This window comes from Xanthomonas arboricola pv. juglandis, assembly GCF_001013475.1.
Classification (GTDB): domain Bacteria; phylum Pseudomonadota; class Gammaproteobacteria; order Xanthomonadales; family Xanthomonadaceae; genus Xanthomonas; species Xanthomonas arboricola.
In genome coordinates this window covers 18,067-33,277 of the sequence record NZ_JZEF01000008.1, presented here as the reverse complement: position 1 = coordinate 33,277, position 15,211 = coordinate 18,067, and the positions used below count along the sequence as shown (strand labels likewise).

At 65.7% G+C, this 15,211-nt stretch carries 12 protein-coding genes and 2 pseudogenes; 6 read left to right on the top strand and 8 right to left on the bottom strand.

Annotated elements, in window-relative coordinates; all coding sequences use genetic code 11:
- Nucleotides 1–829: RDD family protein (locus XARJCFBP2528_RS21570; RefSeq protein ID WP_047125083.1), on the top strand; the 829-nt coding region annotated here is incomplete at its 5' end.
- Between the two features lie 284 nt (nucleotides 830–1,113).
- Here XARJCFBP2528_RS21570 and XARJCFBP2528_RS21565 read toward each other — a convergent pair.
- The 5 genes from XARJCFBP2528_RS21565 to XARJCFBP2528_RS21545 form a co-directional block, all read right to left on the bottom strand.
- Nucleotides 1,114–1,917, bottom strand: coding sequence for an SDR family NAD(P)-dependent oxidoreductase (locus XARJCFBP2528_RS21565; RefSeq protein ID WP_024939964.1), 804 nt, complete (start codon nucleotides 1,915–1,917; stop codon nucleotides 1,114–1,116).
- A 43-nt stretch (nucleotides 1,918–1,960) separates the two neighbouring features.
- On the bottom strand, nucleotides 1,961–3,490 hold the full coding sequence (locus XARJCFBP2528_RS21560) for a GMC family oxidoreductase (RefSeq protein WP_016904821.1): 1,530 nt from the start codon (nucleotides 3,488–3,490) through the stop codon (nucleotides 1,961–1,963).
- Entirely contained in the window at nucleotides 3,487–4,845 is a 1,359-nt protein-coding gene (locus tag XARJCFBP2528_RS21555) for an alpha/beta hydrolase (protein WP_016904820.1), read from the bottom strand. The genes XARJCFBP2528_RS21560 and XARJCFBP2528_RS21555 overlap by 4 nt, the downstream gene beginning before the upstream one ends.
- A gap of 281 nt (nucleotides 4,846–5,126) precedes the next feature.
- On the bottom strand, nucleotides 5,127–5,771 hold the full coding sequence (locus XARJCFBP2528_RS21550) for a LuxR C-terminal-related transcriptional regulator (protein ID WP_024939961.1): 645 nt from the start codon (nucleotides 5,769–5,771) through the stop codon (nucleotides 5,127–5,129).
- The gene (locus XARJCFBP2528_RS21545) at nucleotides 5,764–7,203 is read right to left on the bottom strand and encodes an ATP-binding protein (RefSeq protein WP_047125079.1); all 1,440 of its coding nucleotides are present in this window, start codon (nucleotides 7,201–7,203) and stop codon (nucleotides 5,764–5,766) included. The genes XARJCFBP2528_RS21550 and XARJCFBP2528_RS21545 overlap by 8 nt, the downstream gene beginning before the upstream one ends.
- 184 nt (nucleotides 7,204–7,387) lie before the next feature.
- Here XARJCFBP2528_RS21545 and XARJCFBP2528_RS21540 point away from each other — a divergent pair, with 184 nt between their 5' ends.
- A complete protein-coding gene (locus tag XARJCFBP2528_RS21540) occupies nucleotides 7,388–8,329 on the top strand; it encodes a bestrophin family protein (RefSeq protein ID WP_211257634.1) in 942 nt (313 codons plus the stop codon).
- Nucleotides 8,330–8,343: 14 nt separating this feature from the next.
- Nucleotides 8,344–9,258 carry a universal stress protein gene (locus XARJCFBP2528_RS21535; protein ID WP_016903865.1) on the top strand — a complete coding sequence of 305 codons (915 nt, stop codon included), beginning with the start codon at nucleotides 8,344–8,346 and terminating at the stop codon, nucleotides 9,256–9,258.
- A gap of 309 nt (nucleotides 9,259–9,567) precedes the next feature.
- Here XARJCFBP2528_RS21535 and XARJCFBP2528_RS21530 read toward each other — a convergent pair whose 3' ends face one another.
- Nucleotides 9,568–10,443, bottom strand: a complete 876-nt coding sequence (locus XARJCFBP2528_RS21530; protein ID WP_026064662.1) for a LysR family transcriptional regulator — start codon at nucleotides 10,441–10,443, stop codon at nucleotides 9,568–9,570.
- Nucleotides 10,444–10,585: 142 nt separating this feature from the next.
- Here XARJCFBP2528_RS21530 and XARJCFBP2528_RS21525 point away from each other — a divergent pair, with 142 nt between their 5' ends.
- Together XARJCFBP2528_RS21525 and XARJCFBP2528_RS21520 are read left to right on the top strand one after the other, a co-directional pair.
- Nucleotides 10,586–11,455 carry an NmrA/HSCARG family protein gene (locus XARJCFBP2528_RS21525; protein ID WP_016903863.1) on the top strand — a complete coding sequence of 290 codons (870 nt, stop codon included), beginning with the start codon at nucleotides 10,586–10,588 and terminating at the stop codon, nucleotides 11,453–11,455.
- Nucleotides 11,456–11,587: 132 nt separating this feature from the next.
- Nucleotides 11,588–11,992: a GNAT family N-acetyltransferase gene (locus XARJCFBP2528_RS21520; RefSeq protein ID WP_016903862.1), complete on the top strand. Its 405-nt coding sequence runs from the start codon at nucleotides 11,588–11,590 to the stop codon at nucleotides 11,990–11,992.
- 183 nt (nucleotides 11,993–12,175) lie between these two features.
- Here the strand turns inward: XARJCFBP2528_RS21520 and XARJCFBP2528_RS21515 are convergent, their stop codons facing one another.
- Nucleotides 12,176–12,481 (bottom strand): hypothetical protein, encoded by a 306-nt coding sequence (locus XARJCFBP2528_RS21515; RefSeq protein ID WP_026064660.1) that lies wholly within the window; start codon nucleotides 12,479–12,481, stop codon nucleotides 12,176–12,178.
- 540 nt (nucleotides 12,482–13,021) lie between these two features.
- Here XARJCFBP2528_RS21515 and XARJCFBP2528_RS21510 point away from each other — a divergent pair.
- Nucleotides 13,022–14,623, top strand: a pseudogene (locus XARJCFBP2528_RS21510) (MCP four helix bundle domain-containing protein); the annotation flags it as partial.
- Here XARJCFBP2528_RS21510 and XARJCFBP2528_RS21505 read toward each other — a convergent pair.
- Nucleotides 14,584–15,168 (bottom strand): annotated as a pseudogene (locus XARJCFBP2528_RS21505) (Gfo/Idh/MocA family protein); the annotation flags it as partial. The pseudogenes XARJCFBP2528_RS21510 and XARJCFBP2528_RS21505 overlap by 40 nt on opposite strands.
- Between the last annotated feature and the right edge of the window lie 43 nt (nucleotides 15,169–15,211).

The following is a 15,211-nucleotide window of genomic DNA, read 5'->3' as shown; positions in this document are numbered from 1 at the left end:
ACATCTCAAACGGCAGAATCGAGGTTGTTCGAGGTGCCCTTACTTCGGGGTCATGAACAGCGTGCTTTGCAAGGGGCAGACCCTGGGCAAGCGCCTGCTGGGCGTGCGCGTTGCTGGCAAGGACGATGCCCTGCTGGCACTTCCACAATCGCTGCTGCGTTACTCGGTATTGGGTGTCCCGTTCTTCCTCAACGGCGCACAGTTCGATCGCGATGTGTTGCTCTCGCCGCTGCAGCATGTGTTGACGCTGCTGATCTTTGGCGGGACGCTCTCGATCCTTTATCTGTATCTGTTCAATCGTCGCGGCCGTCGTTCGTTGCACGACCTTGCGGTGGGAAGTTCGGTGGTGACCGCGCAAACGCCGCTCGCCGCTGTCGGGCCGATGCCGGTGTGGCGTGTGCACTTGGTGGTGGTCGCTGTGTTGATGATCGCAGCCGCAGCAGTCCCGGCGTTTACCGGGCAACTTGCGCAGAGCGACTACTTCAAGGACTTGCTGGCGGCCCATGAAGCCGTCAGTGCCGAGCCGGGCGTGCAGTCTGCGCGCGTCGTGCACAACACGGTGTTTGGCACGCCGAATGTCGAATCTGTGGTTGTGCAGGTCAACCTGTCCGAACGGCGCATCGACGACAAGGCGTTGGGGGAGCACATTGCCAGGGTCGTCCTCGCCAATGACAAGAAGGCGGCCGCCATGTCGGCCATCCGCGTCACCCTGGTCTATGGCTATGACCTGGGCATCGCATCGTCCTGGCGCTCGATGGGGTATCAGTTCGCGCCGAAAGCGTTGGCGGCGGCCGGTGAGAGCGATGCCGCAGCGAGAAGCGGAAGGTAGCGTCTCCTATCCTGCCGAAGACAATGCCTGCGATACGGCGTGGGATGGGTATCGAGGGGAGTTGCGCGGCCCGTGCACCGCAGGCGGTTGCCAAGGCTGTGGTGAGTGCGTTGCCGCGAACGTGGGCGCTTCACTCCACTGAATGAGCTGGTTTCCTGGGTAACGTGGCTGCAGTATTCCTGCATCCGATTACACACGCGCTCACTTCTCTGCACCTGGTAACGGGCGCAGAGAAGCGACGCGGCAGCTTATATAGCTCACCGCATCTCGGAACGACGCCCGCCTCAACCCGCGATGGTAAAGACAGACCCCGAATCCACCCGGATCCCGGCACCGTTGATGAAGCTGGCGCGCTCGGAGCACAGGAAGGCGACCGCCGAGGCCACTTCCTCGGGGCGGCCGCGTCGCTTGAGCACCATGCCGGGACGTTCTTCGTCCAGGAACGATTCGATCGCCTGCTCGAACGTGGTTCCGTTTTCGCTGGCGCGCTTTTGCATCATCTTGTCGGTCATCGGGGTTGCGATGAAGGCGGGCGACACCGTATTGACCAGCACGTTGTCCGGTCCGTAGGCCTTGGACAGGCCCTTGGCCAAGCTGAGGATTCCTGCCTTCGATGCGCAGTAGGCCAGCTCGTCCACGTAAGGCTGCACGGCGTCTTCCGAGGCGAACAGCACGATCCGACCCCATTGATTGCGGCGCATCGCGGGGATGGCCTGGCGGCACATGCGCACTGCGCCCATCAAGTTGATGTCCAGCGTTTCGAGCCAGCCGGCGTCGCTGACCTCCAGGAAGTCGCCAGTTGCGCCGGTGACGCCCGCTGCGTTGATGTAGATGTCGGGGTCGCCCAGTTGTTCGCGCACCTGTGTCCAGATGGCGGCGACGTCCTGCTCGCGCGTGACGTCGCCCTCGATGGCGATGATCTGCCCCAGGCCCGACAGCTCGGCCACTGCCTGGTCGAGCGTGCCGTCCGGAAGATCGGTGATCGCCACGCGCACGCCGGCTTCGAGCAGCTGTCGCGCGGTCTCCTTGCCCATTCCCGAGTCGCCGCCACTGATGAGGGCGATCCGATTGTTGATTCCGAGATCCATGCTGAACTCCTGGTGGTAGAGAGAGGTGGTGGTAGGCACGCAACTAGCGGGCGAGAAAGCGCTCCGCCGTGCGTAGGCCAAGTGCCATCTGCGTCAGCGCGGGATTGGCTGCCAGTGCACTTGGAAAAATCGAGTTGTCGCAGATGTAGAGGTTGGCGATATCGAAGGCGCGGCCATCCGGATCCACCACGGCCTGCTCCGGATCGGTGCCCATCCGGCAGGTGCCCAACGTGTGTGCGGAGCGGGCGGCGGCGAAGATGCGTTGGGCACCGGCCGCCTCCCAGATTGCGTGCAGCAATGTGCGGGCGTGGGTATCGATCGCGCGTTCGTTGGGCCCGTAGCTGAAGTCGATACGCGCCTTGCGCTGGCCGAAGGCATCGCGCTCATCGGACAGGGTCAGCCGGTTGGCGTCCTGCGGCAGGCATTCGCCATTGATGCCGATGCCGGCCAGGCGGTTGTAGCGCGTCATGGTCGAGACGAGCTCCCTCCCCCACAGGCCTGCGCCACGTGCCAGGGTGTTGGCCAGGGTGATCGGCTGCACGCCCAGGCTCTGCACCAGATAACCGCCGATGAAATCCGCATTGGCCGGGCGCAGCATGTCCTCGGTGATCAGCGACGAGGGGTAGCCACGGTTCATGCGCATGTCCGCATCGAACTCCCCCCACACCTGGGTGGCCACATGTGCCATGAAATTGCGCCCGACCTGACCGCTGGAGTTGGCCAGCCCCAGGTTGAGCAGCAAGCGCGGTGTTTCCACGCCGCCTGCGCACAGGAACAGGCTTGTGCAACGCTGGCGCAGTTCGCGTCCGTCCTGTTGATAGACCACCGCGCTGACCATGCCACGCGCATCGCGCTCGATATCGACGACCCGGCAACCGGGTCGCAATTGGGCACCGTGCGCGCGCGCCAACGGCAGCCAGGTGGTATCGACGCTCACCTTGGCGCCATTGCTGCAACCTTGATGACAGGCGCCGCAGTTGTTGCAGGCCGCGCGCATGCCGTAGTGCGGCTGCGCATGCGCTCTGGTCACCAACGCGGCAGGCGCATCGGTGGCGGTGATGCCGAGCGTGCGGCAACCGCGCTCCATCGCGTTGGCCGACGCATTGCGCTGCGGCGGCGCGTAGGCGTAGCTGCGCTCGGGATCCCACGGATAGTGCGCCGGCCCGGAGACGCCGATGAACTCCTCCACGCGGCGGATATAGGACAGCAGCTCTTCATGCGCGATCGGCCAATCCATGCTGCGCTGCCCGGTGTGCGTCGACAGGCTCAGATCGCGCTTGTCCGGACGGGGGCAGAAGGCGCCCCAATGCAGGGTCGAACCGCCCAGGCCCGAACCGGAATTGTTGGCGCCGAATGCGGTTGGCGTCTGCCCGCCGCTCAGGCGCTCTTCCATCCAGTAGATGCCGGTGGTCAACTCATCGGGCAGATGGGAGGCAGGGCTGAAGGCCGCACCCGCTTCCAGCACCACCACCGACAGACCTGCCTGTGCAAGCCGTGCGGCCAGCGGGCCGCCGCCCGCCCCGCTGCCTACCACCACCACATCGACTGCAGCGTCGTGGGTGCCCGGGCTCATCGCAGGCCTTCGGCAGGAAGCTGCCAGGCTTCCTGTCGGTCGGCTGCGGTGTGCTGATAGCCCAGGCTGTCGATACCGACACCACCAACCGCAAAGCCGTCGTATCCCAAGGCCGCCATCGTGGCGGGAAGGCTGACCCAGGTCCGTACGGCCTCGGCACGCACGTCCTCGAACCAATGCGCCAGCTGCGCTGCATCCAGCCCATGTGCCGAGGAATCGCCGGCCGTCGCGCGCGACACCTCGCGCAGCCAACGGTCCTGGATCTCCGCAGGCAGGCCAGCGAAGCCGTTGCTCAGCGCGTCGAGCGTGTCGAGCCCCAGCGGCATCGCCAGCCGATCGGGTGGCAACGCGGCATGGCGCCAACCATCTCCTGCGCCTTCGGCAAGCTGGACGTCGATCCGCCGTGCAATCCCGCGCGCATCCCCTGCCCCATCCAATACACGCGCAACGACTGCGCCGAGTATCTCCAGTTGATGCTGGCTCAGCACGCCTTGCGCATCTGCGGGTGGGCCGGCATGCCGGCTGAGCAGCAGCTTGCGCATGCGCGGGGCAACCCGGTCTGCATTGAGCAGCCTGACGAAGTCATCGGGCAGGCGCTTGTCGATGCTGCGTTCCACATGCGCTGCGATCAGCTGCGCCACGTATTGCGGTTGTTCGTAGGGGATCAGGTGCGCGGCATCGGCCACGACGGCAAGACGCGCAGCGTGATAATGCGGGGCGTTCAACGCGGTTTGCGCGGCTTCGCCGAGGTCGCCATCCTCACTGCCGGCGAGGATCAACGCCGGCACGTGCATGCAGCCGGCCTGGGCGCTGTAGTCCTCACGACTGGCGTGCGCAAGCCAGGCGATCCATGCTTTTGCACTGGTTCGCAGCACATCGTTTACAGCCGCGTCCCTCACAGGCGCAGGCAACCTCGCCGCACAGTTGTCGTCGATGAACTGCTCGGCCTCTTGCCGGGTGGGATGGCCCTTTTCGAACCAGGCCAGCATGGTCTGCCGGCGTGACTCCTCCATCGGCTCCGGCTCTGGCGGCGACGCCGCGACCAGGATCACGCCGGCCAGGCCGGCAAGCCCGGCCACGCCCCCGCGTGCCTGCGCCGCTGCCAGGGTGGCGATCTTTCCGCCCATGCTGTGTCCGACCGCAAACCAGCAGGTCGGTTGCCGCCGGATCACCTCGTCGACAAACCACGCAACCAATGCGGCGGTGTCGACATGCTGCAGCGGCGGCGCGTCTCCAAAGCCGGGAATATCGAGCGCCACACAATCGAAGCGCGCTTCCAGTCGCTGGATCACGCCAGACCACTCGTTGCTGCTGGACCCAAGCGCGTGCAGGAAGAACAGCGTCGGCTTCGCCATGTAACACCTCTCTCCATCAGGCACGCATGATGACCGGCGCTTTGTCCATGCCTCGTGCAGATGAGTCCGACATCGTGTGATGACGTGAGGCTTGGCGCTTGTCCGCGAACAACGTCTGTTGCATCCCGATCGGCATGCCTGCAAGGCGGCAGATCAGCGTTACACATGCGGCCTTGTCGCACGCCCTATCTGTCAGCGTGCCGTTGCAACTGCATCGGGTTCAGCGGACAAGCATCTGCATCTGCATCGCTCGCCCGATGGCTTCAATGGACCACGACACCTCACACCAGATCGCGATAATCCTGCAGGATCACCATCACCAACTGGCTGCGCGAGCGCACGTCGAGCTTGTTGAACAGCTGCTGGAAGGTGGCCTTGATCGCGCTTTCCGAACTGCCGAGCTGGCGTGCGATCAACTTGTTGGACTGCCCGCGCAGCAGGCCACGCAGCACTTCGCGCTCACGATCGGTAAAACTGGGCCGGCTTTCCTGGGTGCCCTGGGCGACCAGCGATTGCAGATAACGCTGGTCGATCAGCACCCGGCCCATCGCCACCGCATGGATGCTGTCGATCAGTTCATCGGTGGAGACATCCTTGCGGCAGATACCGGACACGCCGAGCCGGATCAAGGCCAGTGCGTCGCGCTCGGGCAGCCCGGCGGTGACGACCAGCGTGGCCGGACGGCGCGCCTGCTCGGCCTGGCGCCGCATGTAATCCAGCGCGTTGTACTCGCCCATGTCGTAGTCGAGGATGACCACGTCCGGTGTCAGCGAGGCGATCTGTACGATGGCCTGCGCCAATGCGCCGGACTGCCCGACCACCTCGAAGCGGGCGTCGGCACCGAGTAGGCGCAGCAGGCCCTCGCGGAACAGCGTGTGGTCGTCCAGCAGGTAGAGGCGCACCGGTGCGCGCCGCGACTCATCCATCCAGCGCCTCCGCATATGGTGCGTGCGCCAGCGGCAGATGCAGCTCGAAACAGGCGCCTTCCCCGCCGGGCGCGTAACGCAGCAGACCGCCCTGGTTGGCCATTAGCGCACGCGAGATGTACAGCCCCAGCCCGGAACCGTCGCTGTCGCTGCGGAACGGCTGGAACAGGCGGCCCGGCTCGGCGATGCCGGGCCCGGTGTCGCGCACACTCAGCACCGCGCGCCCCTGCTCCAGGCGCCCACTGACGATCAACTGGCGGCGTTGCGGTGGCAGCGCCTGCACCGCGCGCAGCGAATTGCGCGCCAGATTGAGCAACACCTGCAACAGCGCGTGGCGGTCGCCGTGCACCGAGGGGAAGTCGGCCGCGATCTGGATCACCAGTTGGCCCTCGACGTCCTCCCAGTCCGAACGGATGATCACATCCAGCTCGCTGCACAGCGTCTGCAGCCGCGTTTCATGCGCGTCGTCGGGCAGCTGCCGTCGCAGGTTGAAGGACGCCAGCTCCATCAATGCCGCCACCAGGCTACGCAACGCGGCCAAGTCCGGATCAGCGCCAATGGCCGGATGCCGCGCCAGGTTGGAGGTGACCACACCCGCCGCCGAACAGAGGTTGCGGATCTCGTGCGACACCGCGCCGGCCAGCAGGCGATTGTTCTTCAGCACATCGTCGAAGTGCGCCGATTCGCGCGCGCGCACTTCCTCGCTGGTGTCGACCAGGATCGCGGCCAGGTGACGCTCGGCGCTGTCTTCGTAGACCGAGAACCAGGTGGTGGCCGGGAAGCGGGTACCGTCGCTGCGGCAGCCCCAGGTGCTGGCGGAGGTGCGCATGCCATCCAGATTGGCGCTCATGCTCAGCGCATCGTCCAGCAGCGGCAGGAACTCGCGCACCGCGCGGCCTTCCAGCCCGCCCTCCTCGGCCATGTCCAGGATCTCGTGCGCGGCGCGGTTGGCCGCCACGATGCGGCCGTCGCCGGCCACGGTCAGCAAGGCCGCCGGGCTGCTCTCGGCAAGCAGCCGCAATTGCCGCTCCAGCCGCCGGCGCAGCCGCTGTTCGGCACGCAGCTGCACGTAATGGGCCAGGATCACCCGGCGGGTGCGGCTGATTTCAGCCACGAGCAGCCCGCAGCCGGCATAGGCAATCGTCGCCATGAAAAAGCGCAGTGCCTGTTCGACCAGGGTTTCGTCGGTGACGAACAGGCCGCGCAGCACCGCACAGGCGATCGCCGCGATGACGATGTCGCGCCGCGACAGCACCGTGGCCGCCAGCACCACCGGCAGGATGTACAGCAGCCCCAGCGATACGCCCAGGTGCGAGTACCACTCCGCCCACACCAGCGAGACCAGCATCGCCAGCGACGCCCATAGCGTCGGGCCTCGATTGAGCTTGACCACCTGCCCGCGCCACTTGAATGGCAGTCTCAGTCTGTCCATTGCCTACCTATGCACCTGCGCTGCAATGCCGCTTCTCTCTTGCGATGGTTAATGTCACAGCATCGTGGCCAGGCCTGCGGATTTCACCCTATCGAAAGATAGCCCGGCCGCATCGTTCGGACGGTGCGTGCACTGTCCAACGCTGGCGCAAGGATGGCAGACACGACCGTGGAGGCTGGGTGTAATGCATCCACCCCACGTCGATGTTGCCTCTCCCATGATCACCCGCGATACGTTCCCGTTGCGACGCATCTGGCCCAAGACCTACAAGCGCCTGCTGGTGTTGCTGGCGTTCGACTGCGCTGTGGCCGTGCTCTACACCTTCTTCGGCTGGCAGTGGCTGTCGATCGAAGCCTTGCCGCTGGCCCAGCTCGGCTCGGCGCTCACCATCTTCCTGGCGTTCCGCGCCAATGCGGCCTATGGCCGCTGGTGGGAGGCGCGCCAACTCTGGGGCTCGCTGGTGAACACCTCGCGCGCCATCGCACGCCAGGCCCTGACCGCGCTGGATGTGGACCCGGCCGACCCGCGCCAGGCCGCACTGCGCGACGATATCGTGGTGCACCAGGTGGCCTTCGTGCACGCCTTGCGCTGCCATCTGCGCCGGCAGAACCCATTCCCCGAGCTGGCCGGGCTGCTCGGCCAGGCACGCGCCGACGACCTGCGCGGCTACGCCAACATCCCCAACGCGCTGACCCTGCGGCTGGGCCAGCAACTGCAGCAGGCGCGCGACTGGGCCATGCTCGACAGCCTGCGCTGGTCGTCGCTGGACGCCAACCTCACCACGCTGGCCAATATCCAGGGCGCCTGCGAACGCATCAAGAACACCCCGCTGCCGCGGCAGTTCTCCTCGCTGCCGCGCACGCTGGTGAACATGTATTGCTGGCTGGTGCCGCTGGGCCTGATCGCCGGCATGGGCCTGGCCATGCCGATCGCCTCGGTGCTGATCAGCTTCACCCTGATCGCCATCGACAGCGCCAGCAGCGCCATCGAAGACCCGTTCGAGAACACCGTGCACGACACCCCGATGACCGCGCTGTCGCGCGGCATCGAACTCACCCTGCGCGAAATGCTGGGCCAGCGCGTACCGCTGCGCGAAGTGCGCGCCATCGACGGTTTCATCTACTGACCACGGAGCCAGCCATGCAGACCACCCCCACCCACCTGATCTTTGCCACCAATTTTTCCGAGACCTGCCATGCCGCCATCCCGACCGTGGCGCAACTGGTGGACCGCCTGCGCGCGCGCCTGACAATCCTGCACGTGCACGCCAAGGGCAAGCGTGCGCAGGCCCAGCAGTCGCTGGATGCGTTCTTTGCCGAGGCTTCCAACTACCCGGGCTGCGAGCGTGCACTTGCCGGTGGCCCGGCCGCCGCCGGCATCGTCTCGTTCTGCCGCAGCCGCGACGACGCGCTGTTGATCATGCCGCCGTCCGAGCGCACCGGCCTGCCGCGCCCGCTGCATGTCTCGCTGCGCGCGCGCGTGCTGCAGCGCGTGGCCACGCCGATGCTCACCCTGCCCTACGCCGATGCGATCCCGCGCGATGGCGCCGTCGGCGGCCACGTCGCCTGCTGGATCACCGGCCGCGAAACCAGCCTGGAATCGCTGCGCGATGCCGCCGCCCTGGCGCGTCGCCGCGGCGCCGACCTGCACCTGCTGCACGTCGTGCCGGAAATCAGCGAAGGCCTGCTGGTGGACAGCCTGTTCAATGACAAGCCGCTGAGCGAAGACGCGGCCGCCAGCTGGCTCGGCGACCTGGTCCAGCAACTGCCCGACGAGGACCTGCGCGTGCGCATCCACGTCGCCGTCGGCAATCCGCGGCGCGAGATCGCCGGCCTGCTCAAACGCGCCTGCGCCGACGTGCTGGTGGTCGAACACGATGCCGTCGTCCGCCGCGGCGTCTGGCGCTCCTCGCTGCAGTCGGCACTGGCAAAGACGCCGTGCGTGCTGATCTGCCTACCGCCACCCCATCTACGCCGCCCGATCCTGGGCGCTGGTGGCGAGCAAGCCGACGCCGCGCGCGGCCGCAGCCTGGCCAGGCGGCTCCTGCGCGTGTGAGGCACCGAGTGCTCGGCGCGCGGCTGGCTGGGCATCTGCAGTGGTCAGCTGTGCAAGGGAGGGCTTGCGCCTCATTGCGGCATGCATGCCTGAGCGTGAGGCGGTTCTACCGACGTCATGACCCGGCGGCGCGTGCCCGCACCGGCGTGTTCGAGGACGCGCAAGCGGGCCTGCCATCAGCGTGTGGACCGGCTTATCGATCAGCACTTTCGCAGCGCTATCTGCACCCCGGTGGTGGATCTGTCCCGGCGATAACGCGTCCACGCTGGCTGCCACACAGGCTGGCCCGCACAAGCTGGAGGCAGCGCCCTAGCCCTTCAGCACAAGCGACGCGTCCGGATACCTGTCGCACATAAAGTCCACGAAGGCGCGCACCTTCGGGGCAGCCAGGCGCCTGGACGTGTGCAACACCCACAGCGCCGGCTCCGCGCCAGCGATGGTGCCCCACTGCACCAGTTCGCCACGCGCGAGCTGGTTCCATGCGATCGACTGCGGAATGAGGGCGACGCCACCGCCTGCCATCGCCGCGTCGCGGACCATCAGGAACGAGGAAAACCGCAGTCTTGGAATGGGTTCCAGGACCAGACGCCCGTCATCGAGCGTCCATGTGGTCGGCTGGAAGCTCGACATCACCACGGCGGGCAGTGGCGTGACCGCGCCGCCGGTCGGCATGGCGATGCCGGGCGCGGCCACGACCACCAGCCGATCCCTGGCGAAGCAGCGCCCCACAAGGCTGCTGTCCGGGCTGGGGTTGATGCGGATGGCCACATCGAACTGCTCTTCCACCAGATCGACCGTGCGGTCCTCGGCCACCACCTCCAGCGTGATCTCCGGATAGGCCGCGCAGAACTCTGCGCCGATCCGTCCCATCGCCAGTTGCGAGAACAGCACCGGCGATGCCACCCGCAAGCGCCCACGCGGGCTCGAGAGCCCCTCGCGTGCGGCTGACATGGCCTCGGCCACCTCGCTCAACGGCACTTCGGTGCGCTCCATCAGCAGCTGCCCGGCCTCGGTGAGCCTGAGGCCACGAGCGCTGCGCTCGACCAGTCGCACTCCCAGTTGCTCCTCCAGCTCGGCAATGCGACGCGACAGGGTCGCCTTGGACCTGCCGCTGGCACGGCTGGCCTTTCCCAGGCCCTGGTTCGCCGCGACCAGCGCGAAATCGATCAATGCATTGAGATCCATGGTGTTCCACATTTGAAACCAGGCGTCTACATCTTGGCGTCTTCGTATTATGGGTGCAACGGCCTATCGTCTCGTCACCGCAACGCCAAGCGCAGCGGACATGTCGCACTGACGCCTCTTCCATCCATAGCAGGAGACTCACATGAGCATTCTCGTTACCGGTGCCACCGGCACCATCGGTTCTCTGATCACCCAGGGCCTGGCCGACGCAGGCGCCAAGGTCAAGGCACTGGTTCGCCAACCCGGCAAGCGCGCTTTCCCGGCCGGTGTCACCGAAGTGGTCGCGGACCTCACCGACGTCGCGTCGATGCGCGCCGCGTTGTCGTCGGTGCGCACGCTGTTCCTGTTGAATGCGGTCACTCCCGACGAAGTGACGCAGGCGCTGATCGCCTTGAATCTTGCCAAGGAAGCAGGGATCGAGCGCATCGTGTACCTGTCGGTGATCCATGCCGACAGGTACACCAACGTGCCGCACTTCACCGGCAAGCACACGGTCGAGCGCATGATCGAAAGCCTCGACATTGCTGCCACGATTCTGCGCCCGGCGTATTTCATGCAGAACGAAGCGATGATCCAGCAGACGATTCAACAGTACGCCGTCTACCCGATGCCGATCGGCTCGGCAGGTGTGGCCATGATCGATGCGCGCGACATCGCCGACATCGCGGTTGCCGAGTTGCTGCGCCGCGACCGCGCACCCGCCGCACTTGAGCGTGTCACGCTCGAACTGGTCGGCCCGCATGCAGTGACGGGCCCCTCCGCCGCGAAGGTCTGGAGTGCGGCGCTTGGGCGCGAGATCGCCTACGCAGGCGACGACGTGGCTGCCTTCGAAGCGCAGATGGCCGCCTACGGCCCCTCCTGGCTGGCCTATGACATGCGCCTGATGATGGCCGGCATCCAGACCCACGGCATGGGGGCGGCCGACGGCACGGTGGAAACGCTGCAGGCCATGCTGGGGCGTCCGCTGCGCACCTATGCAGACTTCGTGCGCGAGGCGACAGCCCGGGCCTGAGCGCAGGTGGTACGGCAGGCGTGGCGATCACGGGGCAGGATGTCATGCCGCTGCATGGCATCTGCGCGTCTGAGGCAGACTAGGCAGATGGACACGATTCGGCCGTATCAATCTCGGGACTTCGACGCCTGCATGGCGCTCTTCGATGCGAATGTGCCGGTGTTCTTCAGCGCCGGTGAACGTGCCGACTTTGCCGGCTTCCTGAGCCATCACGCCGCGGCGTGGCACTACCAGCTACTGGAGCGCGGCAACGCTGTCGCTGGCGCCGCCGGCTACGCGATCGGCGCCGATGGCACCACGGCGAGCTTGTGCTGGGGCATGGTCCACCCGCGTCTGCACCGCTGCGGCGTGGGGACGCAGTTGCTGCTGGCCCGGCTTGAAGCATTGCGCCAGATGCCGGATGTCCGGCGTGTCATCCTGGATACCAGTCAACACACCCGGCAGTTCTATGCCCGCTTCGGCTTTGTGGTGCAGCAAGTGACGGTGGATGGCTATGCGCCGGGTCTGGAACGGTGGGATATGGCGCTCGAGTTGTAGTGCTGGGTGCCACGTGCAGGCAGCGTTCAAGCTGTGCAGTAGCGATCTTGTTCACGGCGTATGGATGCCCGGCGGTCGTGCAGACAAGCAGCCTCGCCGTACCACCGCTATTTCGGGCTGGTCACCAAGTACCCGCCACCGAACACGACTCTCTGAGCACTTCCTACTGCTGAAGCAACACGCTTATCGCGCTGCGTCCTTGTTCACCTGGGCACGCGCGAGCATGCTGGCCGATATCAGCACATCCGGCAGCTCCTGGCGGAAGGCCTCGGCTTGCCCGGCCTGCAGGATCCCGTGAAAGCTTGCGTTGTCGAACACCGGCCTGCCCTGCAGGAAGAAGCCATCGCGGCCTTGCACGACGAAATGGAAACACGCCTGCCAGCGCGGGTCCGGGCTGGCCGACAACTGCACCACCACCTCGCTACTGGCAGATGCGGTGCTTGCCGGGGTGACCGTGATCGTTCGCGCGGTGATCTGACTGCTGTTCATGGTGAACATGATCACGCTTAAGGCGTGGTGGCGGAGTGAGCCGGTGATGGCACGACCTGGCATCCAGAGCGGACGCGCCGGCTGACCAACGCGCCGGGAGCCAGCCAACGGCATATCCCGCGCCAGCGCCGATGGGTGCAGGCCACTCCCAGGCCAAGCACGCGAACCAAGTGATGAAGCAGCACGATTGACGCCCATCGACACCGTCACGCAGCTTGCGCTGGACGCTGTATCGCGGGACGTAAACCAGAGAATCTAATCAGACAGGTCGCTCGCTGCCGCAGCTGGCGTCCATACGAACAGGCCAAGCATCGAGCACGATGCCGAGGCAAGCAACGTCAGCATTATCACGCTGCGAATCGCCGCGCCGAAAGTCGGTTTTTTCCTGACCTGCGTGAACAAAAATGCGAGCTAAACGCGGCCTGGAGCGGGTGGTTTAAGTTTCTGTTTTTTGCGTCGTTATCACGTTGCCGAGGCATTCACGCGAACATCACGTGGCCTGCCAGCCGGTGCCACCCACTGGACATCAGGACGACTCGCATGACTGCCTATTTGCAACGCTATAACGTCGGGCGCCGTCTCGGCGTCGCCTTCGGAATCCTGATTCTGCTGTCGAGCCTGCTGGTGGCGACGGGCCTGGTCACCATGGCCAATGCAAGGCAGCAATTCGATTTCATCGTGCTCGATCGCATGGCCAAGATCCAGATCGGCAACGGCATGCTGGATGCCAACTCATCGATCCTGATCGCGCTGGGCACCTATGCCATGGCCACCAGCGATGAACTCAACAACGAAGCGCTGACCACCATCAAGGCGCAGCGCCAGCGCTACAGCGAGTTGCGTGCCAAGCTCGATACGCTGCCCAGCTCCGAGGAAGGTCGCAAGATTCGCGCCGAGATGGATGCGCGACGTGCCATCTCGGGCAAGATCAACGACCAGGTCATGGTACTTGCCGCTAAAAACGATAATGCGCCAGCGCAGGCCTTGCTCAGCGAAAAGGCGCGCCCGGCGACGATGGCATGGCAGGACAAGATCCGCGAGCTGGTGACGCGTCAGGAAAACCAGAGCCAGCAAGCCTATGCCGACGCAGTGGCGTCGATGAACCGCGGCAAGCTGCTGATCATCTCCGGTGGCGTTGCCGTGGTGGTGATCAGCAGCCTGCTTGCCTGGCTCATCACCCGCAGCCTGACCCAGCCGCTCGCACGCGCAACCAAGGCCGCAGAGGCGATTGCCAACGGCCAGCTGGACAATGACGTGGAAAGCGACGCCAAGGATGAAACCGGCCGTCTGTTGCGCGCGATGCGTGGCATGCAGAGGCAGCTGCAATCCTTGCTCGACGCGCAGAGCGACATGGCCAGGCGCCACGATGATGGCCAGACCAGTTTCCGCATCGATGCCGCGGCGTTTCCTGGCGACTATGGCCGCATGGCCAAGGACACCAATACGCTGGTGGCGTCGCATCTGGCGGTACAGACCAACCTGGCACGCATCATGGGGCGCTACGCCGTCGGCGACCTCAGCGAGAGCATGGACCGCCTGCCCGGCGAGAAGGCCGTGCTCACGCAGACCATGGACGAGGTAAAGGCCAACCTGTCCGCGATGAACCGCGAGATCAAGCAGCTGGCGCAATCCGCAGCCAACGGCGACTTCAGTGCACGCGGCGATGCCGAGCGTTTCCAGTACGACTTCCATGTGATGGTCGACAGCCTCAACCAGCTCATGGCCACTGCGGACGGCAACCTGCAATCGCTGTCGTCGCTGCTGCAATCCATCGCCGCAGGCGATCTCACCGCGCGGATGACCGGCGAGTTCAAGGGCGTGTTCGCGCAGATGCGTGACGACGCCAACGCCACTGCCGCGCAGTTGGCCGAGATTGTCGGCCGTATCCAGCACTCGGCCGTGTCGATCAATTCTGCCGCCAGCGAAATCGCGGCAGGCAATCAGGATCTGTCGCAGCGCACCGAACAACAGGCGGCCAACCTGGAAGAAACCGCCGCCTCGATGGAAGAGCTCACCTCCACCGTGCGCCAGAATGCCGAACACGCCCGTCAGGCCAATCAACTGGCGATCGGTGCGGCGGGCGTGGCATCGCAGGGCGGCGAGATCGTGAGCAAGGTGGTGGGCACCATGGCCGGTATCGACTGGCGGTGCGTCGCATCGTCAGGGCCGCGTTGGCTCAGATCGGCGAACACATGGCGAAGCTCGCCCAACGCGCCATCGGCCAGCAGTTGCCGCAGTACCGAGGTGTGCGGCAGGTAACGGCTCCACATGGCTTCCATCAGGAACAGGCCGCGCTGCCGCGCCTCCTGCACCAGCACGCGCGCATCGTCGGCGCAGGTGGTGATGGGCTTTTCGATCAACACATGTTTGCCGGCGCGCAGCGCCAGCAAACCCTGCTGCAGATGTTCGCTGTGCGGTGTGGCGATATAGACGATGTCGACATCGCGGTCCTCGACCAGCGCCTCGTAGCTGTCATAGGCGCGCTGCATCGCCCAGGTGCTCGCAAAGGCCTCGGCACGCGCACGCGTGCGCGAGGCCACTGCAAATGGTCTTTGCCCGGTATGGCGGCGCAGCGCGCTCACGAACGCCGAGGCGATCGCTCCAGGCCCCAGCACTCCCCACCGCAACGAGGGCTCGCCACGCTGCGGCAGGAACAGCTCGGGCTCGGGAAACACTGTGGGCGTCATGCGCTTGGCCTCCTGGGTAGCATGTGCACGCATGCTAGCAAAG